This is a genomic window from Bacillus sp. AFS059628, assembly GCF_002571225.1.
GTDB lineage: Bacteria > Bacillota > Bacilli > Bacillales > Bacillaceae_G > Bacillus_A.
The window spans coordinates 24,949-50,027 of record NZ_NVEC01000004.1; the positions used below are offsets into that span (position 1 = coordinate 24,949).

Genomic DNA, 25,079 nt, shown 5'->3' on the forward strand with positions numbered 1-25,079 from the left:
TCATTTTTATAATTGTCTGCAATTTTTTCTATCATAACTTCTAGCTAAATTACTTAAAACCTTTTTCAAATAGCTATCTATCCTCTTACATGCCCGATTACAGTTACAACATCTATTTCTATATGTACGCTAATAATATCTTCAATTATATCCATATATCCTTGTCCTATAGCTGTTCCATAGTGTAATGTAAGCCCCTTCTTTTCATACACTGACTTTGGCACTGAAAAAATAAATCTCCTCAAGTTCCTTTCATCAGCTGGTTCCATAATTAAAACAATCCCATCCTCATCAAACATATACGCTCGCCCTCCAACTTTACATTCACTATGGCTCAGTATTGCCTTGGTCAGCAAAATTTAAAACATAATAAATTAAGATACATTCTGCTTTATCATAAAGTGAAACTTTAATCAGCCCTCACCAATCGGTTTTTTACTGGCGGCGAGTCCCCAACCTAACTTCTTTGCTCTCGCTGAATTTTTGGGTGAGGTTTTACTGCCCGGCAAATAGCAGAATAAAAATAAAAAGCATTCATTCTTTTTTATTAAGAATGAATGCTTTTTAAAAAATCAATTTCTAACTCTAGCATCTTTTTTTGACGAGGTTTTACTTTTCTTACGGGAACTCCCGCATAAATATACCAATCATCTAAACTCTCTTTTACCATACTCATCGCACCGACTGCCGTTCCTTCTCCTATAGTTACATTTGGAAAAATAATAGAATTAGCACCAATAATCGCATGTTTTTTTTAAATAACTTTTTCTGTTTTCACATTCCTATATTGACTCGGAACAGTTGGTCCCATTAAAGTATTTCCACTGAAATCATCAAGTACTGCATATACGATTGTTTTAGCTGAGATATTTGCAAAATCATGCATTTCAATCCCAACTTCCCCTCCATATAACGCTGTATACGCTGATATATGCGAATAACTTCCAATTGTACTTTTGCCACTTAAAATGCAAAAATCATCAATCCTTACATGATTACCTACTGATATAACACCTGGATTATATATACTTGCTTTTTTACTAATCAATACATTCTTCCCAATTGATAAAAATCCAATTTTCTTTAGCTCTTCTTGGCTATAAAAACTATTCATCTGCCGACACCGCCCTCTGACCTAAACATCTTACAATTTGTTCTACTATTTCTTTCGTCATTCCTTCCCATAAAGGTAAACTTACTATTCGTTTTGCTATTTTATTCGTTTCTATTAAATCTGTAGACTTATAATTTCTAAAAAGAACTTGTTGATGGCAAGATGGCGAAAAGTATAATCTAGCTTCTATTTTCTGTTTTTTCAGGTCTTCTATTACTTGTTTGTTGCGAACTTCTTCTGGACAAAGAATAGGCATAAATTGTTGAATAACTGTGTCTGTCTTTTGGAGTTGCCACCCTTTTTTTATGAATCCATTACTTTGTAACAACTGTTTATACCATTCAGAAATACGGGTGCGTTCTTTTAATTTTTTATCCCATTTTTTCATAGTTGCAATCCCAATAGCGGCTGCATATTCAGACATTTTACAATTAAACCCCATCATCGTACATTCACGATTTTTATCAAATCCGAAATTACCCATCCTTTTAATACAGTGTATATCTTCTTCGTTTTTACTATATATAAGCCCTCCTTCACCAATTCCGAAAGGCTTTGTTGCATGAAAACTATATACGATCATTCCACTAAAACCCTGTCCATAATGCATACTTCCATTCATTAATCCGAATCCCGGTGCCGCATCTACGACAACCGGAACACCCCTCTTCTCTAATTCTTCATATTCTTCTAAGTTCATCCATGATCCAAACGTTGCGTACGGGACAACAATCGCAACCTCTTCTTTTAATTCTTCAATCTTATCCAAAAGTACTGTTTTATCCATATACCAATCATCTATTGAAATATCAATAAAATAAGGTTCCAATCCACACCAAATAGCTGCTAATGGAGTCGCAGGGAATGTAAAACTAGGCATGAGGGCATACTTTCCTTTTTTTCTTTTCTTAAGTTGAATGGCCGCCATTAACCCTAACGTTGCGTTTGCTACTGTTGTAACAGCTCCCCTGTTCTGAAAAAAATCCGACATAATCGTTTCCTCAAAACGTTGATTTATAGGTCCATAATTCGTATATATATGAGATGTATCAATTTCCTTCAATTCTTCCAAATAATCAATTACAGGTACAGTTGAAGCACGTAAAAAAGGAATATTCTCCATATCTATCTATTCCTTCCTATCATTTTCGGACAATATAGAGCATATCTGTTTCAGACAATCCAAATTTCCTAGCACTTTTCATTCCTTGTCTTTCAGCTATGTTATATAATTCCACCTTAAATCCTGCATTCATTAATCGTTGAATGAATCCCGATTGATTATATATTCTCACATGATCCTCTTGACCAAAAGCTAATTTCCTCAATTGTGGTGTTACAATTAATTCATTCTCTATAATAGAATCTACATTTATTACGATTGGTACTTGAATAATTCCCCATCCATTTGGCTTTAAAACTCTATATAACTCTCGCATTGCTTTGTCATCATCAAGAACGTGTTCTAATACGTGGCTACATAAAATTACATCAAAAGTATTACTATCATATGTAATGCTTGTAACATCAATTTCCTTCATTAATGGGTCCTTTGGTTCTAAATCCCCACATACATAAGTAATATTTCTATACTCGTTAAACCAATCTCTTACCTTTTCTTCAGGTGCAATATGAAGCATTGTATATTTTTTACTTAACAAGTCCGTTTCCGCTTCAATGTACGCACGATACAACCTTTCACGATCCATTGAACTACAAACTGGACATATCCCCGTATCTTTATTCCACATCTCAAATTTATATTTCGGAAAATCATAATGTGCTGGCCAAGGGGAAAATTTTTCAAATTGTTGATTGCAATATTGACAATAACAACATTCTTTCTCAAATATATGAGCAACTAGCTTGTTTAACCCTGTTTTTATCTTTTCATTATAAATTCGATCTAGCTCACCATTTCTTACTGCATCCTTAACTATAAATCCCGCATTTTCTAAACAATAAGATAAGCTCTCTTTATAATCTCTTTCAGAACTTAAAAATCCACTATTATACGCATCAATAATTAATTCAATCCATTCTTCAATTGTCATTAAAATAAAATGCATTTGTTTTTGATTTTGTCCAATATGTTGTCTAAAATAACTGAGAGGTTCTTGTATATAAACTACTTTTCCTTTCCTCATCATATCTAGCCATGTTGCAATATCGTTAATAGCAGAATACGCCTTTCCTTTAAAATACCCAAACTTCCCTTCAAACAATTCCCGATTAAACAAAACAGTTGTCGGCTCACCAACTACATTTTTCAATTTTTTCAACATATAATTCCCTAATTCTTTCCCTTCAAAAAGTGTAGTTTCTTTCGCGATTTTCATATTTAATGTTGAAGGTGGTAATATCTCTCCATTCTCATCAATCAGTTCACGATATGACGTCACAAATGAAATATTCTCTAACGTCAAAAAGTATTTCATCATTTTCTCGATCTTTTCATGATGAAATAAATCATCATCTAATAAAAAGTTTATATACTCACCGTTCGCAAGTTGTATACACTTATTAAAGTTTTCAGCAACTAACGGCGTTTCATTTTTAACATATGTAATACACTGATATTCACGTAAATACGGTTGAATCATAGCATTGACTTCATTATTTGTACTGTCGTCAGAAATAACAATTTCAATATTTTCATAAGTTTGATTTAGAGCGCTGTTGAGTGCCAATTCCAAGTAATAAGGTCTATTGTACGCAGGAATAAGTATACTTACTTTCGGTAAAAGAGAATTATTATTTATATGTTGTTTTTTCTTTTCTATGTTTATTTTCTTTTCTTTAATTTTTTGATAATAGTCTAATGTATATAATATCGATGATGGAACTATCCTTCTTGCGTAATCTAGAAAATTAGTTATCGCTTTGTCTAAATCTTTTTCGATGGATAAAAAACCATACTTTTCTCCTGCTAGAATACTATGTGAAAAATCTTCTAATCCATCCATCATTTTATTAGATTCATTTAACTGTTGATCTTGATGTAATCGAAAGTAACTAAGTGTCTCTGCTATATATACTGCTTTTCCTTTACTTAATAAAGATAACCATGAAGCTATATCTACGTTACATAGATACCTCCTCTTATCAAAGATTCCATACGGTTCTTGTAAATCACTTTTACGAAACAAAACTGTGGTCGGTTCTCCAATATAATTCTTTTGATCGACAATTACCCTATTCCCTAATTCTGTTCCCTCTATAATCATATCCTCTTCAAATAAACGAACAGTTGAATAAATATGACGTAGTTCTTCTCCTTTATCATCAATTACTTGACGATGAGATGTTACAAGCTTAATTTCATTATCTAGATCATTGAAAAAATACTTCATCATTCTTTCAATTTTATTCACATGAAATAAATCATCATCCATTAAAAAGTTTATATACTCACCGTTCGCTTCATTAAATAACATGAGCGCATTTTCAAACTGTCCGAGAGTTGACTTGTTTTTTATATAAATAATATTTGAGTGATCACATAAGTATTTTTGTAACACCTTTTCTGTTTCGTCATTCGTGCTATCATCTCCAACTATAATTTCTATATTAGGGTACGTTTGTTCTAACACACTACATAATGCCTCTTCAAAGTAGTGAGGACGATTATACGTAGGAATTAAAACACTTACCAAAGGAAGTTGATCTACGACCTCTTCAGTTCTTTCCATTCGAGTTCTCATTTTACTCTCTCACCTCTTCGCATATTATTTATATACGCGACACAAAAATCACATTACTTTAACTGTATGGAACCTATATACTTTTATGCAAACATGAAACAAAATATCATACTTTTCGTTCCTAAATAAACATATTTAATAACGCAGACATTTTATTAGCACCTGTTTTATTCATATGATCACTATCATAAAAATCATCATCGTAAAATAATGGTGAATCAAATAGGTCAATAATCCGAAAAGAATATTGAGTTTGAAAATCATTTATAACTTTATAAAAATCCTCTTTTAATTTCTTACTACTACAATTGAAATAATGTGAAGTAACAGGGAATACAACAATTAGTGGTTTTATATCATGTTTTAACAGTAGTTCTAAATATTTTTTGAAAATCGTTTTATATTCAACTAAAGTATGAGGATATGATAATTTAGCATGTGAAGCTGCTCTTATTTTTCCGTGTTCTTCAAAAGGAGTGTGGAGGGGAGTAATATTCCATTCAGCATTTATCCAGGGCAATATCAATGATTCATCTTTTAGTTCGTCTAATAAAATATATTCAAAATGCAAATTAAAAATAGAAGAAAGTGGTTTCGGGGTATCTAGATGTGAGAATCCATCAGTGGGTAGAGGAGAATGCACTACAGTATGATGACCGTCTTGAAACAATGGATAATATACTTTGTGAATTCTATATGCTTCAGATGATAACGACATGTCAAAGTAAAAAGAGAAATAGGCTATTCCTATCAAACAATATTGAAAGGAATGATCGTTTGATAGCAGTTGTGACGCTATTAAATAATCATAGTACAGGTCTTGCGATGGAAGTGTAAATTTTATTGACTTTTTTGAGAGGATCTCCGTACTTATACCACAATGCGGGTAAGATAAACCTGTCGCAAACAATTCATACGTTGGATCACTCTTTGCTTTTTTCATAGCAATATATAAAGACATAAGATCCGGATTTATTTGATAGATAGAAATTAATTTATTCCTCCATTCATACATGTATTTTGTTAAATTAATAATTTTTGAACTTTGCACGCCCCTGTTTATTAATTCATTTACAAGTTTTTCTGCATCCACTCTCCAAATAACTATATATTGAAAAGAACTCTCTATACGAACAATAGCTGAAACGTCTACAACATGAACTATTGTTTTACATTTATTTTTGTCTAATGCATTTTGAATCCTCCCCCCTGATAATTCATCACAGAAAACAATAATTTTATACTGCTCCTTCATGTATATCCCCTCCATTATATGTATAATATGAAATTCATTTTTCATTCGTAACAATCATATACATCTGCAATCCAACATGAAAGAAGAATAGAATATTCATTTCAAAACAAAAATAGCTGCACCATTAGGCGTAGCTATTTTACAATTATTACTTATTCAAACTATATTCCTTTATCTAATTCATAAAGCTTTCGATACTTCTCATTTTCTTTCAGAAGTTGTTCATGACTTCCTTGCATCACAATTTTACCACGATCAAGGAAGATAACTTCATCTACATGTTCAATTCCTACAAGATGGTGCGTAATCCAAATTACTGTCTTTTCTTCCGTTGCAGAAAACATTGTTTCTATTAAAGACAATTCTGTCTTTGGATCTAAGCCTATCGTCGGCTCATCAAGTACAATGATCGGTGCTTCTTGCATTAGCGTTCTAGCAAAAGCAACTCGTTGTCTCTCCCCGCCAGAAAACCTTTTTCCCATTTCATGCATTTTTGTTTGTAATCCATCTGGAAGAGTAGCAATATGCGAAGCTAATTGTGCTTTCTCTAAAGCTTTCCATATCTCTTCATCCGTAGCCTCTGGTTTGCCGATTCGCACATTATTTCCAATTGTCGTATCAAATAAATGCGGCTTTTGATTCAATACAGAAATATATTTTGATAAAAGATTCGTATGAGCATGTTCACTATTCAATAAAACTTCACCATGTAACGGGCTTAGCGCACCTGTTAACAATTTTAACAAAGTAGATTTTCCTGTTCCGCTTCTTCCTAAAATGGCAATTTTCTTTCCTGCCTTTATTTGTAGTGATACTTCTTTCAATACGAATTCATTACTATCCGGATAACTATACGATACATGATTTAATTCAATGTCTATATGTTTTGATGCAACATAATCTTTATGTTTAGGTAATTCCTTTTCATCCTGTAAAATATCATTACCTTCTACCTGATTTAGACGATGAGCAGATTCTACATATGATGGAATACGATCGATGGCATCTGAAAGAGGAATAAGCGCGTTTGTGACAGATAACGTCATTAAGACGAAAGCCGCAATAACGGTAGGTGCAATTTGTTCACTTGCCGCCTCATTTCCAGTCCATATGATCATTGAAATAACTACAATCCCCACTACCAATTGAATGATACTGTCTCGAATATGATTCCAGCGCTTCATTCTTTTTTCCGTTTTTAGCAATTGAGTATTTTGCTCTACATACTTATGAATGAATTCATCTTTTCTACCACTTGCTTGCCAATCAGATAATCCAAAAACAGCGTCTGTTAGTTGTTGGTACAAACGGCTTCTTCCTTGCTTTAAAATAACATGATGTTGCTTCATTAAAAGCAATGATACAAATGGAAGAAGAAAAACGATAATCGCTAGCATACACCCTGCAATAAGTGCAAACACTACGTCAAATGTACCAATAACAACTACGAATATGCTATATACAACTAATGCTAATATGCTAGGAAATATTGTACGTAAATATAGGTTTTGCAAATGCTCTATATCTTCGGATAATACGCCTAACATATCGCCCGTTTGAAATCGTGAACGAAAAAATAACGCCTGTGGTTCTACTATCCCATATAGTTTCGTTCTCATCTTTTCTAATATGCGCAATACAACATCGTGTCCAACTAAACGCTCTAAATAATGAAATACCGCTTGTCCTATACTAAACGCACGTGTTGCAACGATAGGTACATAAACTGCCATTACATTCTCTGGTCTAAGAGCAGATTTAGAGATTAAATAACCTGAAATGAAAAGTAACATCGCACCTGAACTAACTCCAAGAAGACCAAGGAAAATAGTTACAGTCATTCTACCTTTATTTTGCTGTATATACGGTTTAATCCAGTTACTCATCTCTATCCCCTCTCTTTCCTATGAAAATGTAATGCTTCATTCTTTAAAAGTTCTTCATACGTTCCGCTTTCTATCATTTCCCCTTTATTTAAAATAAGAATATGATCCATCTGCTTCATCCAGTGAAGACGATGTGTTGCAAGAAATACTAACTTACCTTCAAACAGACGTAACATCGCTTGCTTTATTTCAAATTCAGTTTCAATATCAAGATGGGCCGTAGGCTCGTCTAATAAAATAATTGGCTTTTTACTTAAAAGGGCTCGCGCCATTGCGACACGTTGTTCTTGTCCGCCACTAAGCATACGCCCACCTTCTCCAATTCTTTCATACATTCCATTTGGAAGCGATGTAACAAGTGAACGAAGACCGACTTCATTAATAACTCTTTCCACTTCTTCATCAGTTATATTTGTTTCATAGAAACAAATGTTATCTTTTAATGAAAGCGGGAAAATATAAGGTTGCTGCGGAATATAAGCAATATTCTTTTGCCACTCTTCACGAGTAGCCCCGTCAATTTCCACACCATTTACAATCATCTTTCCAGCTGAAGGAGTTAAAAATCCTGCTAATACGTCGATTAACGTTGATTTCCCTGCTCCACTTTCACCAATTACACCTATAGCGCCAGTGCCTTTCCAAGTAAAATCAATTCCCTCTAATATAGCTTTTTCAGATTCATCATTCTTTACTTTTACATCTTGTAATTTCAAGTTACTAGTTGAATTCCATATTAAGTCTACATTAGATTCTTTCTTCCCTATTTCTTTTTGTCGCTGTAAAATCTCTTCTATTTGCTCCATTGCAAGTTGTCCATCTAACGTAGCATGATAATTTGCTCCAACTTGTTTAATCGGCAAGAAGTATTCCGGAGCTAAAATTAAAATCGTAAGGGCTGGTAATAGTACAATTGTCCCATCTATTAAACGTATCCCTAATCCGACCGCTACAAATGCAATTGATAAACTCGTAAAGAAATCTAATGCAAATGAAGAAAGAAAAGCAACTCGCAAAGTACGCATCGTTGCTTTTCTATATCTTTTACTTACTTTTTCAATCTTTCCTTCGTGTTGTTTACTTTGACCTAAATACTTTAATGTTTCTAATCCTTTTAACGTATCTACAAAATGATTAGAAAGAACACGATATGTTTCATATTGGCTATCCGCCATTTTCTGCGCTGCTAATCCTAGTAGGATCATAAAAATAATTACGATAGGAATCGTTACAACTAAAATGATTCCAGACTCAATATCTAGTGTAAAAACATATAGTACAATTAGTCCCGGTACGATACTACTTCTAATCATTTTAGGAATTGTTAATTCAATATATGTTTTAAATTTCTCAATACCTTCTATCGATAAGGTAACCAGATGACCTGTTCCAGCAGTTTGAACATATCGTGGACCTAATGTGAAATACGCCTCTATTAATTGTTTTCTCAGTAGCGATCCTGTTTTTTCAGCGAAACGTTCCACTAATATTTGCGATACTCGAACTAGCATGTGACGTACTGCAAACGTGATTCCCAAATAAATCGTTTCATTTAATACAGATTGCACTGTTTCTCCCTGAAATAAAAACGTAATAGCCCTCGCTAAAAACACTGTTTGTGCAATAATACTAAAAGCTTCTAACATGCTAATGAGTGTTAACACTACATATAAAACTCGGCTACCAGGATACGACGGAAGTCCTCTTTTTCTTTTCATTAGTACTCCAAATCTTTATCTGACTTAACAGGTTGTCTAAACACATAGAAACTCCATATTTGACTTCCCAATACAAATGGCAATATAGCAATTGAAAAATACGTCATCAGTTTTAGTGCATAATCTCCTGATGCTGCATTATAAATTGTCAAATCGTATATTGACCCTAACGAGCTAATTAAAACACGTGGGAACATGCCAGCAAACACGCTCGCACTTAGTAAAATGATTGTTAAACTTGTCATAAAGAAAGCCCAACCATCTCTTCTTCTTTTATTTAATAATGTTGACGCACATAACGCTACAAAAGCTCCAATCGGAACCATAATCCACTCTGTACCATGACCAGTGAAAATATCTGTTTTCCATAACCCTACACCGGCAAAAATAAGAAGTGCTATAATTGCAAGTGGTGCAATTTTCAACGCAGCAATACGTGCACGTTCTCTTAACTTACCTGTTGTACGTATAGTAAGGAATTGCAATCCGTGAACAATACATAACAGAAGGAACATAACTCCTCCAAGTAACGCAAATGGATGAAGTAATTGTAAGAATCCACCTACAGCATTTTTCGTCTCATCAATTGGAATACCTACCATAAAGTTAGCAATGGCAACTCCCCAAAGGATAGGAGGTAGTAAACTCCCTAAAAACATACCCCAATCCCAAAAACCTTTCCATTTATGATTATCTATTTTCGCACGGAATTTAAAAGAAACACCTCTTATAATTAAAGCGACAAGCATAAATACAAACGGAATGTAAAACCCGCTAAATAAAGTTGCATACCAGTGCGGGAATGCCGCGAACATAGCGCCACCTGCACAAACAAGCCATACTTCATTCGCATGCCAAAATGGGCCAATTGTATTTAAGTAAATCCTTTTCTCTAAATCGTTTTCTCCTAAAAACCTTGAAACTATACCTACACCGAAATCGAAACCTTCAAGTACAAAGAAGCCTACGAATAAAATTGCAATAATGATAAACCACAACTCATTAAGAGATAACATACTCATCCTCCTTATCAAATGGATCATGGCTTTGAGAATCCTGTTTCGCTTTCTTATTCTCATGTCCTTTAATAATACGAACGAATAAGTAAACAGTAATTCCTCCTATAATTAAATATAGTGATGTGAACGAAACTAAAGAGAATAATACTTCTCCGAACGTAACATTTGGAGATACAGCATCTTCCGTTTTCATAACACCGAAGACTACCCAAGGCTGACGTCCCATTTCAGTCATAATCCATCCTACTGTATTACCGATAAACGGTAGTGAAATTGCATACACCATTAATTTTAAATACCAAGTTTTTTCAGCTAAACGGTCTTTTCTTGATAAGAACCAACCGTACGCTCCCAGAAGAAGCATAAATGTTCCACTCATTACCATAGCTCTAAAACTCCAAAACATCGTGTGTACTGGCGGAATATAATCTCCAGGCCCATATTTTTCTTCATATTGCTTTTGAATTTGATTCATCCCTTCTACTTGACCGCTAAATTTATCAAATGATAATAGACTTAGCATATAAGGGATTTGAATTTCAAACGAGTTTTCTTTCTTCTCTGCATCAATTTTCGCAAATACTGTAAATGGCGCTGGGTCTTCACTCGTATTCCATAACGCTTCAGCAGCCGCCATTTTCATTGGGTGTGTTTTGATTAATTGTTGCGCTTGTGCATGACCGAAGAATAATACTAGCGCCGTTGTAAGTGTTCCAACAATGATAGAAATGCGGAATGATTTTTTAAACACTTCCGTTTCTTGAGCTTTCGTTATTTTCCATGCACTCACACCTGCAATAAAGAATGCACCCGTTGCAATTGCCGCTGTAATTGTATGCGGGAATTGTACCCATAATTGTGGATTTTGAATGATCGCTAAGAAATCATTCATTTGTGCACGTCCATCTGCTGCCATTTCATATCCTACCGGTGATTGCATAAATGCACTTGCAGTTAAAATCCAAAATGCTGATAACATTGTTCCAATTGAAAGGAGCCAAATACATAAAAGGTGAATGCGCTTCGGTAATTTATCCTCACCGAATACCCATAAACCTAAAAATGTAGACTCAATGAAAAATGCTAATAAACCTTCAATCGCAAGTGATGGACCAAACACATCACCTACGAAACGTGAATAGGTTGACCAGTTCATACCAAACTGGAATTCTTGTAAAATACCAGTTACTACACCTACCGCAAAGTTAACAAGGAATATTTGTGTCCAAAACTTCGTCATCTTCTTATAAATTTCTTGTCCCTTTACCACATATAACGTTTGCATTAACGCAATGATAAAAGCTAAACCAATAGACAGCGGAACAAAAAAGTAATGGAAAATCGTTGTTGATGCGAATTGTATTCGTGCCAATTCGAGCGTTTCCATACTACAATCACTTCCTTCATAATTTTTTATATCGTAATTTCAATTGAGTTGTATGAATAAAACAACTCAAATCTTAGAAATGTAGAAAGATAAATTTGTTTATGTACTTTTAGAAAATATAAATTTTCAGTTTTCAAGATAATTACAAAAGAACTTTCTCATAAAATTTACCTTTTCACTATTTCAGTAGTGTTTTATTCGTTAATCGAATTGTATAATATACCTGCATAGTAAATTCAGGTTATTTTTGACGTATTATTGACATCATTTTGTCTGAAATATGTCTTTTGTCATTTTCTTGAATTAGATTTTTCTCATTAATAAAATGTATTTTTTTAATATAAGACTTACTTTCATATCAATAAAATAATCATTTTTCTCTTTATACACTTGACTTTCACGTAAAAAAATGTCCTCTGAACCAACGAAGGAATCAGTGAGTTTTTTGTCAAGAGAAAAATGTATTTTAAAAATTCAAACACATAATAATATTATTCAAAAATAGAAAACACCCTCCCTCTTTCTAGAATAAAAATTCATTTTATTGTCACTTTTTCAAACTACATTCATACATAAAAAATACCGAGAATCGATTAGACTCTCGGTATTTTTTAAATTAATTTGCTGTATGTTTTCTAATAGCCGGTAAAATCTCAGTTGCAACTAGTTCGATATTTTTCTCAATTTTATTAAGTGGTACACCACCAAAATCAATTTGTGCCATAAAACGTTGTTGTCCAAACAATTCATATTGGTAAAGCATTTTTTCAATAATTTGTTGCGGGCTACCAACCATTAATGCATCACGATAATCTACTGCATTTGTAAATTGTTGTTTTGGATACCCACCACCACGCAGTGTAAGCATACCAGCATTAATATGAGGATAGTATTCATTAAATGCATCTTGTGAATTTTTTGCTGTATAAAATAAACTCGTTGTTGCAACTGGTAAACTTGCTGGATTGAACCCACTTTGCGCAGCAGCCTCACGGTAAGCATCTACTGACCCTTTAAAGTTAATAGCTGGACCACCTAGTGTTGTTATCATCATTGGCACACCCGCCCGTCCTGCTTTAATCGCACTAGCTGGTGGGCCACCAACTGCGCGCCAAATTGGTAAGTTATTATTTTTCGCTCTTGGAATAACCGATGCATGTGCGAGCGGTGCTCTGAACTGCCCATTCCACGTTACATGTTCCTCGTTATTAATTTTTAATAAAAGATCCATCTTCTCTTCAAATAACTCTTCATAATCATTCACGTCATAACCAAGTAAACTATATCCCCCAATACGAGATCCACGACCAGCCACAATTTCTGCACGTCCATTAGAAATTAAGTCAATTGTAGCAAAGTCCTCATATACTCGTACCGGATCAGATGTACTTATTATCGTAGCTGAACTCGCAATTTTTATATTTTTCGTTGCTTGTGCAATAGCTCCTAAAATAACTGTATGAGCTTGCGTTGTAAAATGTGTTTGATGACTTTCACCGACAGCAAATACATCAAGTCCAGCTTCATCCGCTAACTTTGCTGTTTCAATTAATTCATGAATTCTTTGTTCTGCGCTAATTTTATCTCCGTTATGTGGATTTAAAACATGATCCCCAATTGAATATAATCCAAACTCCATTCCTTTACTTGTATCCATACGGTATTTTTCCATAGTTGATCTCTCCTTTAATGAAATGTTATTCGTTTCTCTTTTTAAAACGTTGGTAAGTCAAATGTATCTCCCTATTACCTACATCTTCACTTGATTAGTCAATTGATACTGTAAAAAAAATTACTCTTGAGGTAATTCTTTTTTTTCACTGTGTTTATGCACTTTCGTCATTAGCTCGTATAATATTTTCTGCTCTTTTTCATTTAATACATCATCAAAAAACGAAGATTGAAATGCAAGCTGCTCTGGCAGTGCTTTTTCTAAAGCGGCTTCCCCTTGCTCTGTAAGACTAATTGTTTTCGTTTTCCAATCTTGTTTTCGTACTATATATCCTTCTTTTTCAAGACGAGTTAACATTCGAGAAATACCACCTTGAGTAACAGTTACCTTTTCAGCTAACTCCATTTGCGTTAGTGGTTGATACGTACGTATTTGTAAAAGCACATCAAATTGAGCAGTCGTTAAATCAAAACGTTTTAAAAACTCGTTTGACATCTGATTACTTTGATTCGTAAATCGTATTAAACGTAACCATATTAATGATCCTATCGTATTATCACGCATGTTTAATCACTTCCTATCGTGAATCTTACTATCACTTTACTACGCAAGTGATAAAAAAGCAAGAGAAAACGCGAAAAATATCTCATTAGAGTATTGCATAAATAACGATAAGAAAGAATTNNAATTCTTTCTTATCGTTATTCTTAACTTTCCATGTCATTCATTGCTATATGTAAAGCGCCTACTGCTTTGGGCCAACCAACATAAAAAGCCATATGTGTTAGTAATGCAATCATTTCATTTTCTTTCATTCCATTTTGTTTGGCCAGTCGCAAATGAAATGGTAATTGTTCTGTATTACCAAGATTGATTAATACCGACACTGTACATAAACTCCTTTCTCTTAATGTTAAAGTGTCATCCCGCCACACTTCCTCGAACAATATTTTTTCACTATAATGAGCAAATGCAGGTGCCATTCCTTGACCAAATGACCAATTTTCTGCAGATGTCTCATTTACCGTAATAAAAATATTTGCACTTTTTATACTAGAACATTCAGAAACCTTCGAGGATATCGATTGATACAGATCACTTTTCTGTTTTATCGTTCTTCCCGGTCCACATGTAATAGAAACATACATCATATTCTCTGTTCTCTTTTCTCCTCTTTCTAATAAATAATATGGATTATATAAAAAGTGATTTTGCGAGTAAGATAAAAACAGTTGAAAATAATCATTTTCAGGGATGTTAAAATGTTCAATTAATGAAAGATGAATACATTCACCTATCTTTTTGATTTCTTCTTTATTTAATTTATTTTCATGATAATAAACGTTCACAAAAGGCATACATTTTCAGTCCTTTTCTTAAACTTCAACAAATTTTCATCGTGAAATGTACAAAATCTCATATGCTGTAACATCTTTATTCGTTACCATGTCAGGCTTTTCTTCATAAAAATTAAACTGACTATACCTCCATTTATCCGGATTATAAACTATTACCTGGCCTAAACACTTTTCTATATTTTGTATATATTCATTCGTAGTTTTTAATTGAGTCTCCCTCAGTGAATTCTTTTGAGAAATACTCCCCACGTATTCAATAACATACTTACATTTCTTAAAATCATCACTTAGATTAACAACTAATGGAACACCTATATTTATTTGTTGCCACCCAAAAGATTGTAAAATATTATCGTAATACCCTTCAAAGATAAATTTGTTCATTCCTTCATGGCCATTCCAAACATATAAAGGGGCATAACAGTTATAGAAATTCCCGTCCTTACCTGCCTCATTAATTAAATATGCTTTAAAATTTAGTTCTTGAAAACCATCCGTTTTATGCCCATTATCCTTTACTCTTTTTTTTATAATCTCCATGTCATAATCCTTTGGCAAAATGACCTTATATTGCATTCCAATCATGTTTATCACTCACTTTCTAACTTATATACACAATGATAAACCGATGATTGACTACCGTAAAATAGGTATAAATTATGTTTGATATCATTTATAATGATACCGTATAAGGGGCTGTGATACATGGAAATAAATGATCTTATTATATTCAAAACTGTAGCTAGTGAAGGTTCTATTAGTAAAGCTGCGAAAGAGTTAGGATATGTTCAGCCAAACGTAACTGAGCGTATTAAAAAATTAGAACAAGAATTAGAAACTCCTTTACTACATAGAGATAACAAAGGCGTTTCCTTGTTACCTTCTGGGGACATTTTATTAGACTACACGAATCAAATATTAACTTTAGTAGAAGAAGCAAAAGATAAAATTAAAACGAGTGGTTCTTCTTATATAATCGCGACGTCACAATCTATTTTGACTACTTATGTAAGCAAGCGTATTAAAGAAAATTTCAGGAATTATCAAATATATGTAGAAAATAGTAGTCATTTGCAAAAATTACTGCAGCAACAAAAAGTTGATATGGTCATTACTTACGAGGATGATCCCGACGCAGCTTTTAAAAAAGTATTTACTACTTCAATTTCTATAGGCTTATTGAAAACGAAAGAAACACGTACCATTGACTATTCAAAAGAACTCTTCTTCGTTAGTAATGACAAAAAGTGCCCTTTTAGAAATAAGACGATACAATTTCTAAAAGAAAATAATTTATCTCAGCGTCAACTTCAACAATTAGATTCTTATTCACTTATGGAAGAGTTTATTCAGGACGGAAAAGGGATAGCCTTTTTACCGATTAAAAATGATAAATTGGTACCAATTGAAAATGTTCCAAGTGAGAAATTAGCTGTTCATTTCTTTACGAATCAAAACTCTTTAAAACAAATACCTAATGAACTATTTGATTAGTATAATAGCTATAAATTAACTAATTACATACATCAATAAAAATCCCTCCTTTACGAATCTAAAAGAGGGATTTTCATATTTTATACAATTGATTTTTCACACGTTTTGCTCCACTTCTGCACTTTTCTCCTTCTTATTCCGTTTCATACTCTTCAATCTCTTAACCGTTCCAACTAATCCTTTCGGGAAAACTAGCAATACAATAATGTACAATAAACCGAGAATAATCGTCCATCGTTCAAAAATCGGATACGTTGTAGCTAGTTCTGATAAATAGTATTTCAGTGATTCAATAATTCCTGCTCCAGCAATTGCTCCAATTAACGTTCCGACGCCTCCAATCATTGTCATCAATAATGCATTTAATGTCATTTCAATTGAAAATACAGTCGTATTTACAAAGCGCAATGTGATAACAAATAATCCACCACTAATCGCAGCTACTACTCCTGCCACAATACTAGCGATAATTTTGTAATGAAGAACTTTATATCCTAGTGCTTCGACACGTTGCTCATTTTGTGAAATTGCCTTTAATACTTTTCCAATAGAAGATTTAGTGAAAAGACGTAACAGAATAAAAATGACAATTAAACATATAAGTGTTACATAATAAAAGGTAAAACGATCCCGGAATAAGTCTGGTACACCAAATGTAAAACCATCTCCCCCGTGAGTGAGCCAACGCCATTTTTCAGCAAGTACGAAAAACAATTGTGAAATAGCAAGTGTTAACATTGCATAAAAATGACTTTTCAATCGTAAAGAAAGCAAACCGATTATATAACTAACCATTGCTGAAATGATAATTGCAGCTATTATCCCTATTAAAAAGTTCGTTATGGATACTCCTTGCCGATCAAATAAAAGCGCTACGCCATATGCTCCTATTCCAAAGAACATACAATGACCAAACGATACAATTCCGGTATATCCAAGCAATATATCAAAACTCATTGCAAAAATAGCAAAGATGAAGATTTGAGTGAACAAAATTAACAAGCTCCGTGAATCATTTACGAATGGAAATACACTTAAACAAATGAGCATAATTACTCCGAAGTATACTTTAATTCGATTTGATGTGCTGCTCACCATTTCACCCCTTTTCACTAACAAGTCCGTTTGGCTTCACTATTAGGAAAAATAGTAACATTAACATATTGATTGCAAGTGATAAATCCGGTATAAAATACGCTGTAAAAGCACCAGCTAATCCGACAATTAAAGACGCGATTGCTGAACCTTGTACGCTCCCTAACCCTCCAATAATTACTACTATGAACGCTAAAATTGCATACTGCATACCCATCTCGGCAAAAATAACGCCTGAGTATGGTGCTAATAAGAAGCCACCTAAGGCAGCCATCCCTGCTCCTAATAAAAAGACGAAAGAAAATATCGCTTTTACATTAATACCGAGCGCTTGAACCATCTCTTTATCCATTACACCAGCTCGTATCATAAGACCTATCTTTGTTTTTTTAAGTAATAATAGTAAGGCGATGTATATGATGATCCCAATTATAATAACGAATAGACGATATTTTATTAATATAACACCTCCGAATGTAAAACTTCCCTGTAGCCATAACGGTAATTTTGCACCAATTGGATTAGGGCCCCAAAATACTTTAATGCATTCACTTAGTACAAGCATTCCTCCAAGTGTCACAAGAAGCTGGCGAACATGATTTCCATACACCGGTCTAATAAGGAATCTTTCTAAAATGAAGCCAAGAAACATCCCCATAGCTATTGCTCCAGTTAACGCTAATACATAACTACCTGTCATATTAAATAGCCAAACACCTGTAAACGCTCCCCACGCAAATAAACCACCATGTGCGAAGTTTAGAACACTCATTAAACCGAAAATAAGTGAAAGACCTGATGCTAATAAAAAAATGAGCATCCCTGTTGAAATCCCATTTACAAATAAATTGATTAACACATCCATCCTTCTCACCTCGGATCCATGTTAAGAGATTCCTAAATATTTATGACACATTTCCTTATCCTCTTTTAATTCATGCATAAAACCGTTATGAACAATTTTTCCGTTATCCATAATATAAAAGTAATCACCAATTTGACTAGCCATCATAAAATTTTGTTCAACGAGTAAAACTGTTGTTTTCTCTTTCATTTTTAAAATGGCTATCATTAACTTTTCTATCATAATGGGGGACAAGCCTTTACTCGGCTCATCAATAAGTAATAAACCATCACTATTAATAAACGCTCTTGAAATTGCTAGCATTTGCTTTTGTCCTCCGCTTAAGAGCCCGCTTTTTTTGTGCCAAAACTGCTTTAAATCTGGAAATAATTCAAGCATCCACTCGATTTTCTCTTCTGCTTCTTCGCCCTTTCCTCTAGCAAGAGCGAATGTTTCTTCTACTGTCAGATCGTGAAAAATACCCTGATTTTCTGGTACATACCCTATTCCTTTTCTTGAAATTAAATGTGTAGATAGTCCATTTACTTGTGTATGATCATAATAAATTTCACCATGTGCGATATGGTGAAATCCCATAACCGAACGTAATGTCGTAGTCTTTCCTGCCCCATTTCTCCCAAACAGTATAGTAATCGTCCCTTTCTCAACAGTAAGCGATACCCCTTGTAAAATATGAAACTGATCTAAATACGTCTCTATATTATTCACTTGTAATAGTGCCACTATATAATCCCCCTAAATAAGCACTTTGTACACGCTCATCTTTCATAATCTCTTCGGGTAATCCTTCAGCCAATAGTTCTCCATGGAATAAAACGATAAGATGGTCTGACAAACCTAGTACCATATCCATTTTGTGTTCAATCAGTACAATCGTACTCTCTGGATGTTTTTTAATATTTTCAATCACTTGTAAAATAGCCGGTACCTCCTCAACCGATATACCTGCAGTCGGCTCATCAAGTAGTAACACATCCGTTTTTAAAGCTAATAACATCGCAAGCTCTAACTTTCGTTTTTCTCCATGCGCTAAATCTTTCGCTAATACATGTTCCTTCTCCTGAAGTAATACTGTTTTTAAAAAACGTCTTGCCTCTCCAACTTGTTGCTTATATTTTGCCGAACTCGGAAAGAAGCTATAATAATCTTGCACGAATGATTGAACACTTAAACGAACATTTTCAAGTACCGTTAACTCTGGGAATATATTTGTAAGTTGAAAAGAACGACCAATTCCTAATCGAGTTCGATCTGAAATTGATAACTTTGTAATGTCTTGTCCTTTAAAATATACTTCACCCTTTGTTGGAGGAATTTGTCCACTAAGTAAATTAAATAATGTTGTCTTTCCTGCACCGTTTGGTCCAATAATGGAAATAAGCTTTCCTTTTTGTACTGTTACATTCACATCCTTAATAACGTGATGTTCACCAAAAGATACGCTAAGATTTTTCGTTTCAAGCAAATGCGTCATGAAATCCCCCCTTTAAAGCTTTAAGTATGAAAAAAATACGTATAAAGAGGGGATCCCCTCTTTATACAAAAACAACAGAAAATTCAGTCTATTTGTTTTGAACTGGTGGCTCTGTCTCTTTCATCGTTAATTCTCGCTCTAATACTGGCACTGGATAGTCAACACCATCTTGCTTTTTCAACGTGATAGAATAAAGTGTCTGCATCGCTTGGTGATCCTTTTCTCTAAACTTCATCTTTCCTTTCGGTGTATCAAATTCCATTCCTTCCATTTTCTTAATCAACGTATCTACATCTGTATCTCCTTTTGATTTCTTTAAAGCTTCTACAATAGAAATTGCCGCTGACATTCCACCTGCTGTAAATAAATCTGGCACCGTACCATTAAATCGTTTTTTATGTTCTTCCACTAACCAATCATTCACCTTATTTTTCGGGAGTGTATGATAATAAACAGAAAAGCCTTGCATTCCTACTAATGCATCCATCGTTTTTAATGCTGGTATATCTGGTGCGCCGGTAGAGATTTTAATACCTTGCGCTTCCACATTCATATCTTTCAACTGTTTCCAAGGTGAATTCGCCCCTGCCCAAACGATAAATAAATAATCTGGTTTTGAGCTAATAATATTTTGAATATTAGCAGTGAAATCAGTTGAATTTGTATCAGCATATTGCTCGTTTACAATATTCGCACCTAATTTCTTCGCTCCAGCTTTAAATGCAGCAATCCCTTCACGGCCGTAAGCATTATCTTGTGCTAACGTTGCTATTTTCACATCTTTTTTAGCAATTGCTGCAGCACCAGCGACTGCATCTTGAGATGAATTTCTACCCGTTCTAAAAATATATTTATTCCAGTTCTTCCCGGTAATACTATCAGCTACTGCCGGTTCTACAATCATTATTTTTTCATATTCTTCAGCTAATGGTAAAACCGCTAATGTATCACTTGAACTAGACGATCCGACTAAAAAATCAACTTTCTCTTCTTCTAATAACTTCGTAGCTTTTTTAACCGCTACATCAGCTTTTGTTTCTGTATCTTCTACAACAAACTTAATCTTCTTCCCTTCCACTTTCCCAGTTCCACCGGTTGCATAGTCTAACCCCAATTCAAATCCGTTCACTGTTTGTTTTCCATAGGATTCTAACGGACCTGTTAATGAAGCAAGAACCCCTACCTTAATCGTCTTTTCATCCTCTGTACTCGTTTTCTTTCCTGAACAAGCTGCAGTTATGAATAACGAACCTAAAACACAACCAGTAGCCATCATTCTTAGCCATTTACGTTTTTTCATCGACATTGTGATCCTCCCCATATTTTTCTTTCTGATAGAATCAAACACGCCAAAGTTCTCCATCCGTAATTATGACTTTTTCTTTAAATCATATAAATGAGGTTGTTTAGAAAATTAATGAAGTACCTTTACATTCGCCGCCTCTTTCCAAATACCTCCATTTCTCGTGTATTCATTTAGTATTTTTCACCACCTAATCACAGTCGCTGCCCACGTATACCCAGTCCCTGCACTAACTACTACTGCAATATCTCCAGGCTGTAATTTTCCCTGTTCATTTGCAAAGTGCAGACCAATGCAAGGATCAAGCGCTGACATATGTCCATAATGATCTAAATATACAACTTGTTCTTCTTCTAGCCCTAACCCCTGTATCAATTCTATTAACATAGAACGTTTTGTATGCAATGGTAATAATACTTTAATATCTTTAGGAGTTAACCCACTTTTTCTTAATGACTCTCGAATCACCTTGTCAAAATTAGGGATTGAAACCCGGTCTAGACGCTCTTTCATACTATTAGGATCTATTACATCAATATAATGTTGTCGATTCTCAACTGTATCATAGCTCGCAACCTGCTTTGATCCACCTGCTGGAATACGTACATCTTCATGAAATGAACCATCTGTTATAATCGCACTTCCTAATATTTCACCGTTGCTAGCATCTTTTTTCACTAAAGCTGCGCTTCCGCCATCAGCGAAATTAAACATAAAACGTGAGCGTGGATTATCATAATCTACAATTTGAGATTCTTTACATCCACCTACTAATAATATATTTTCAATTGAGTTATCGGAGTAGAGCATATCTTTTGCGACTTTGAGAGCAATAGGAAAGCAAGAACTAACATTCATAATTTCAAAAGCATAAGCATTTTTCAATCCAAGTTCATGCTGAATTTTTGGGGCACTTGACCATACGTGGTAATCTTTATGTGGACTGCCAAAATAAATTACTATATCAATAGATTGAGGATCTATTTGTAATAAGATTGGCTTTGCAGCAGCAATAGCTAAATCTGATGCATGCATCGTTTCGTCTGCGACATGTTTTTCATATAAACCAAACTTTTCTATAATAATTTTCTCAGGGATACCTGTTTTCTTAGATAGATCTGCAGCCGTCTCTACGTCTTTTGGGAAGAAAACACCAGTTGTTTCAACCCCAATATTCATTAGACTACCCCTCCTTCTTTTGGCACCATCATCGTCGCTACACCTGTCAATACTAAATCTCCTTTTTGATTATGACATTCAGTTAACAATTTCAAAACTTTCTTTTCTATCATAAATTCTTGCACTGTAGCCGTAGCTGTAATTGTATCTCCTATAAAAACTGGTGCTGTAAATTTAATAGTTTGTTCCATATAAAAGGATCCTTTTCCAGGTAAATGAATCCCAAGCAATTGTGATAATAAACTAGAAGTTAGTAAACCATGTGCTATCCTTTGATTAAATCTAGTTTGTTTCGCATACTCATGATCAATATGAATTGGATTAAAATCCCCACTCAAACCTGCAAATAATACAAAATCTGTTTCTGTTATTGTTTTACTACATGATGCCTGTTGACCAGTGCTATACATCGTCATCTCTTCACCTGCTTTTCAATTGATTTGCTAACTGTACTTTTTGAATTTTACCAGTTGCATTTTTGGGCAATTCCTCTAGAAAAACAATTTCTTTCGGTATTTTATATTTTGCTAGAAATAAACGACAATGTTCAATGACTTCCTTTTCAGTTAATTCACTGCTACTCTTTTTCACAATAAAAGCGATTGGAATCTCCCCCCACTTTACATGTTGCCTGCCAACGACCGCTACCTCATATACCTCCGAAATCTTATTAATGACCTGCTCTACCTCAAGTGGATAAATATTTTCACCACCGGAAATTATCATTTCTTTTTTTCTACCGACAATGTATACAAAACCATCTTCATCAACTTTAGCTAAATCTCCCGTATATAACCAACCATCTTGAATTGTTTCTTTTGTTGCATCTGGTCGATTCCAATACTCTTTCATTACATTCGGCCCTCTTATAAGTAACTCCCCAACTTCGCCGATTCCAACCTTATTTTTGTTTTCATCAATAAGTACATAATCACAAAACAGAACAGGTTTTCCAATTGAACCTACTTTACGTCTTGCATCTTCTTCTGAAAGCATAAATACGGTTGGTGATGTTTCAGTCATGCCAAAGCCTTGCCCAAATAAAAATCCTCTATCTATAAATTCTCTCATCAACTCTTCTGGACATGGAGCACCACCGTTATAAAACCAGCGAACAGATTGTAATTTTGTAGTTTCAAACTTTGGGCAATTAATCAATGCTTGATGAATTGTAGGTACTCCCATCACGACAGTCACTTTATGTTTTTCTATCATGGAAAGGGCTGTTGTTGGTTCGAATTTTCTTGGAATAATGATTACACCACCTACAAATAAAGTTGGAAATGCAAATAAACCAATTCCACCAATATGAAATAAAGGTAATAATACAATAGAGCGGTCGTGCATAGTTAAGTCAATCGCAAATGTATTGTTAAGCGCATTCCAAAACATATTTTCTTGTGTAAGTACGGCTCCTTTCGGTTTTCCTGTTGTACCTGATGTATAACATATAATAAAGGATGCGCTTTCATTTATCTCTTCAAAGTTGTCACTTTTTCTATCTTCTATTTCTTTTAAACTTTTAATTAAAATAACTCTTTGAACATACGATACCTTATGCATTGTCATTGCCATATTTTGAAATGGCTCCTCTACAAATAAAACTGTAGTTCCACTATCCTTTAACTGAAAGATAAGTTCATTTTCTGTTAACCGTATATTAAGTGGAACAGCAATACATTCTACCTTTGCTATAGCAAACAAAAGTACAATATATTCCAAGCTGTTTTGTGATAAAATGGCTATCCTTTCTCCTTTTTGCACATTTAAGTCGTAAATTAAATAGGCTGCTACTTTACTTACATACTCATGTAACTGTTTATATGTTATTTCCTCCTCTTCTGTAATAATGGCAATGCGATCTGGATGTAAATAGGAACGTTTTTCAATCCAATAAGCAATGCCTTGCATATTCTCTCCACTCCCTTATCTCTTTCTCAACCCTTCAAATATTAATGACATCGCTGCTTCAAATACATCTTCCGGAACATCTTTCTCTTCCCAATAACCCCATCGCATTCCTAAAAATTGCCCAATTGACATAAGACAATACGCAATTGTTTCTTTATCAAGTTGTTTAAACTCTCCCGCTTCCATACCAGCCGATAAACTTTTTAAAAATCCATTTGCGAGCTTTGCATAGTACCATCTATATAAGTTATCATCAACAACTACTGCCTGTTGTACAATGTTATACAGATTAGGTCGATTCTTCACCCACCGAAAAAAAGCCTGAAAACCTCTTCTTTGCGCCTCTTCATAACTTGATATTCCCTTCATTTCTTCTTTAATAATTAAGCGTAACTCACGGTTTAATCTGCGAATCAATTCATCAAATATATCTTTTTTAGATGGAAAGTAATTATAGAAAGTTCCGTGTGCTACCTTTGCTTCTTGTGTAATATTCACGATAGAAGCCTCGTAATATCCTTTACTGCCAAACACCTTTTCTGCAGCACACAATAATTTCTCTCTCGTTTCTAGCCCTTTTGTTGTTAGGTTTTTTACATCCATTATTATTTTTTCTGACACCTGAATCACCTCTTAGATTTGATT

Annotated in this window: 22 protein-coding genes and 1 pseudogene; 1 reads left to right on the forward strand and 22 read right to left on the reverse strand. The window is 34.1% G+C overall.

Features of this window, described 5'->3' with window-relative positions:
- Positions 1-77: 77 nt before the first annotated feature.
- The 13 genes and pseudogenes from COL05_RS03290 to COL05_RS03350 form a co-directional block, all read right to left on the reverse strand.
- Positions 78-299: a hypothetical protein gene (locus COL05_RS03290; protein WP_063224199.1), complete on the reverse strand. Its 222-nt coding sequence runs from the start codon at positions 297-299 to the stop codon at positions 78-80.
- Between the two features lie 248 nt (positions 300-547).
- Positions 548-1,114: pseudogene (locus tag COL05_RS03295) on the reverse strand (acyltransferase).
- Positions 1,107-2,237, reverse strand: a complete 1,131-nt coding sequence (locus COL05_RS03300; RefSeq protein WP_098667557.1) for a DegT/DnrJ/EryC1/StrS aminotransferase family protein — start codon at positions 2,235-2,237, stop codon at positions 1,107-1,109. The pseudogene COL05_RS03295 and the gene COL05_RS03300 overlap by 8 nt, the downstream one beginning before the upstream one ends.
- Positions 2,238-2,256: 19 nt before the next feature.
- Complete coding sequence (locus COL05_RS03305) at positions 2,257-4,818, reverse strand: glycosyltransferase (protein ID WP_098667558.1); 2,562 nt, start codon at positions 4,816-4,818, stop codon at positions 2,257-2,259.
- Positions 4,819-4,939: 121 nt separating this feature from the next.
- Entirely contained in the window at positions 4,940-6,073 is a 1,134-nt protein-coding gene (locus tag COL05_RS03310) for a hypothetical protein (RefSeq protein ID WP_142337333.1), read from the reverse strand.
- Positions 6,074-6,234: 161 nt separating this feature from the next.
- Complete coding sequence (gene cydC / locus COL05_RS03315; RefSeq protein ID WP_098667560.1) at positions 6,235-7,959, reverse strand: thiol reductant ABC exporter subunit CydC; 1,725 nt, start codon at positions 7,957-7,959, stop codon at positions 6,235-6,237.
- A gap of 2 nt (positions 7,960-7,961) precedes the next feature.
- Positions 7,962-9,677: a thiol reductant ABC exporter subunit CydD gene (gene cydD, locus COL05_RS03320; RefSeq protein WP_098667561.1), complete on the reverse strand. Its 1,716-nt coding sequence runs from the start codon at positions 9,675-9,677 to the stop codon at positions 7,962-7,964.
- Positions 9,677-10,693, reverse strand: coding sequence for a cytochrome d ubiquinol oxidase subunit II (gene cydB, locus COL05_RS03325; protein ID WP_098667562.1), 1,017 nt, complete (start codon positions 10,691-10,693; stop codon positions 9,677-9,679). The genes cydD and cydB overlap by 1 nt, the downstream gene beginning before the upstream one ends.
- Entirely contained in the window at positions 10,680-12,083 is a 1,404-nt protein-coding gene (cydA, locus tag COL05_RS03330; protein WP_098667563.1) for a cytochrome ubiquinol oxidase subunit I, read from the reverse strand. Before cydA ends, cydB begins: the two co-directional genes overlap by 14 nt.
- A 616-nt stretch (positions 12,084-12,699) precedes the next feature.
- Complete coding sequence (locus COL05_RS03335) at positions 12,700-13,755, reverse strand: LLM class flavin-dependent oxidoreductase (RefSeq protein ID WP_098667564.1); 1,056 nt, start codon at positions 13,753-13,755, stop codon at positions 12,700-12,702.
- Between the two features lie 120 nt (positions 13,756-13,875).
- Positions 13,876-14,319 (reverse strand): MarR family winged helix-turn-helix transcriptional regulator, encoded by a 444-nt coding sequence (locus COL05_RS03340; protein ID WP_098667565.1) that lies wholly within the window; start codon positions 14,317-14,319, stop codon positions 13,876-13,878.
- A 143-nt stretch (positions 14,320-14,462) separates the two neighbouring features.
- Positions 14,463-15,113, reverse strand: coding sequence for a tautomerase family protein (locus tag COL05_RS32255; protein WP_098667566.1), 651 nt, complete (start codon positions 15,111-15,113; stop codon positions 14,463-14,465).
- Positions 15,114-15,149: 36 nt separating this feature from the next.
- Positions 15,150-15,698, reverse strand: a complete 549-nt coding sequence (locus COL05_RS03350; protein ID WP_098667567.1) for a DUF4865 family protein — start codon at positions 15,696-15,698, stop codon at positions 15,150-15,152.
- 120 nt (positions 15,699-15,818) lie between these two features.
- On the opposite strand from COL05_RS03350, the gene COL05_RS03355 reads away from it, so the two are divergent.
- Positions 15,819-16,607 (forward strand): LysR family transcriptional regulator, encoded by a 789-nt coding sequence (locus tag COL05_RS03355; RefSeq protein ID WP_098667568.1) that lies wholly within the window; start codon positions 15,819-15,821, stop codon positions 16,605-16,607.
- 96 nt (positions 16,608-16,703) lie between these two features.
- Here COL05_RS03355 and COL05_RS03360 read toward each other — a convergent pair whose 3' ends face one another.
- From COL05_RS03360 to COL05_RS03400, 9 genes are all read right to left on the reverse strand, one after another.
- A complete protein-coding gene (locus tag COL05_RS03360; protein ID WP_142337343.1) occupies positions 16,704-17,657 on the reverse strand; it encodes a branched-chain amino acid ABC transporter permease in 954 nt (317 codons plus the stop codon).
- 49 nt (positions 17,658-17,706) lie between these two features.
- The gene (locus tag COL05_RS03365; RefSeq protein WP_098667570.1) at positions 17,707-18,567 is read right to left on the reverse strand and encodes a branched-chain amino acid ABC transporter permease; all 861 of its coding nucleotides are present in this window, start codon (positions 18,565-18,567) and stop codon (positions 17,707-17,709) included.
- 21 nt (positions 18,568-18,588) lie between these two features.
- Positions 18,589-19,290 carry a branched-chain amino acid ABC transporter ATP-binding protein gene (locus COL05_RS03370; RefSeq protein WP_098667571.1) on the reverse strand — a complete coding sequence of 234 codons (702 nt, stop codon included), beginning with the start codon at positions 19,288-19,290 and terminating at the stop codon, positions 18,589-18,591.
- Positions 19,268-20,041 carry an ABC transporter ATP-binding protein gene (locus tag COL05_RS03375; protein WP_098667572.1) on the reverse strand — a complete coding sequence of 258 codons (774 nt, stop codon included), beginning with the start codon at positions 20,039-20,041 and terminating at the stop codon, positions 19,268-19,270. The genes COL05_RS03370 and COL05_RS03375 overlap by 23 nt, the downstream gene beginning before the upstream one ends.
- An 88-nt stretch (positions 20,042-20,129) precedes the next feature.
- Positions 20,130-21,347 carry a substrate-binding domain-containing protein gene (locus COL05_RS03380; protein ID WP_098667573.1) on the reverse strand — a complete coding sequence of 406 codons (1,218 nt, stop codon included), beginning with the start codon at positions 21,345-21,347 and terminating at the stop codon, positions 20,130-20,132.
- Positions 21,348-21,527: 180 nt separating this feature from the next.
- Positions 21,528-22,523 carry a 3-oxoacyl-ACP synthase gene (locus COL05_RS03385; protein ID WP_098667574.1) on the reverse strand — a complete coding sequence of 332 codons (996 nt, stop codon included), beginning with the start codon at positions 22,521-22,523 and terminating at the stop codon, positions 21,528-21,530.
- A complete protein-coding gene (locus tag COL05_RS03390) occupies positions 22,523-22,939 on the reverse strand; it encodes a MaoC family dehydratase (RefSeq protein ID WP_098667575.1) in 417 nt (138 codons plus the stop codon). Before COL05_RS03390 ends, COL05_RS03385 begins: the two co-directional genes overlap by 1 nt.
- A 4-nt stretch (positions 22,940-22,943) precedes the next feature.
- On the reverse strand, positions 22,944-24,434 hold the full coding sequence (locus COL05_RS03395) for an o-succinylbenzoate--CoA ligase (protein ID WP_098667576.1): 1,491 nt from the start codon (positions 24,432-24,434) through the stop codon (positions 22,944-22,946).
- A gap of 15 nt (positions 24,435-24,449) precedes the next feature.
- Positions 24,450-25,055 (reverse strand): TetR/AcrR family transcriptional regulator, encoded by a 606-nt coding sequence (locus COL05_RS03400; protein ID WP_142337334.1) that lies wholly within the window; start codon positions 25,053-25,055, stop codon positions 24,450-24,452.
- Between the last annotated feature and the right edge of the window lie 24 nt (positions 25,056-25,079).

Coding starts and splice junctions, on each gene's coding strand:
- COL05_RS03340 (WP_098667565.1), bottom strand. CDS start 14,319: ATGCGTGATAATACGATAGGATCATTAATATGGTTACGTTTAATACGA.
- COL05_RS03300 (WP_098667557.1), bottom strand. CDS start 2,237: ATGGAGAATATTCCTTTTTTACGTGCTTCAACTGTACCTGTAATTGAT.
- COL05_RS03395 (WP_098667576.1), bottom strand. CDS start 24,434: ATGCAAGGCATTGCTTATTGGATTGAAAAACGTTCCTATTTACATCCA.
- cydC (WP_098667560.1), bottom strand. CDS start 7,959: ATGAGTAACTGGATTAAACCGTATATACAGCAAAATAAAGGTAGAATG.
- COL05_RS03290 (WP_063224199.1), bottom strand. CDS start 299: ATGTTTGATGAGGATGGGATTGTTTTAATTATGGAACCAGCTGATGAA.
- COL05_RS03385 (WP_098667574.1), bottom strand. CDS start 22,523: ATGAATATTGGGGTTGAAACAACTGGTGTTTTCTTCCCAAAAGACGTA.
- COL05_RS03350 (WP_098667567.1), bottom strand. CDS start 15,698: ATGATTGGAATGCAATATAAGGTCATTTTGCCAAAGGATTATGACATG.
- COL05_RS03355 (WP_098667568.1), top strand. CDS start 15,819: ATGGAAATAAATGATCTTATTATATTCAAAACTGTAGCTAGTGAAGGT.
- cydB (WP_098667562.1), bottom strand. CDS start 10,693: ATGTTATCTCTTAATGAGTTGTGGTTTATCATTATTGCAATTTTATTC.
- COL05_RS32255 (WP_098667566.1), bottom strand. CDS start 15,113: ATGCCTTTTGTGAACGTTTATTATCATGAAAATAAATTAAATAAAGAA.
- cydA (WP_098667563.1), bottom strand. CDS start 12,083: ATGGAAACGCTCGAATTGGCACGAATACAATTCGCATCAACAACGATT.
- COL05_RS03380 (WP_098667573.1), bottom strand. CDS start 21,347: ATGTCGATGAAAAAACGTAAATGGCTAAGAATGATGGCTACTGGTTGT.
- cydD (WP_098667561.1), bottom strand. CDS start 9,677: ATGAAAAGAAAAAGAGGACTTCCGTCGTATCCTGGTAGCCGAGTTTTA.
- COL05_RS03360 (WP_142337343.1), bottom strand. CDS start 17,657: ATGCTCATTTGTTTAAGTGTATTTCCATTCGTAAATGATTCACGGAGC.
- COL05_RS03305 (WP_098667558.1), bottom strand. CDS start 4,818: ATGAGAACTCGAATGGAAAGAACTGAAGAGGTCGTAGATCAACTTCCT.
- COL05_RS03390 (WP_098667575.1), bottom strand. CDS start 22,939: ATGACGATGTATAGCACTGGTCAACAGGCATCATGTAGTAAAACAATA.
- COL05_RS03375 (WP_098667572.1), bottom strand. CDS start 20,041: ATGACGCATTTGCTTGAAACGAAAAATCTTAGCGTATCTTTTGGTGAA.
- COL05_RS03335 (WP_098667564.1), bottom strand. CDS start 13,755: ATGGAAAAATACCGTATGGATACAAGTAAAGGAATGGAGTTTGGATTA.
- COL05_RS03365 (WP_098667570.1), bottom strand. CDS start 18,567: ATGGATGTGTTAATCAATTTATTTGTAAATGGGATTTCAACAGGGATG.
- COL05_RS03310 (WP_142337333.1), bottom strand. CDS start 6,073: ATGAAGGAGCAGTATAAAATTATTGTTTTCTGTGATGAATTATCAGGG.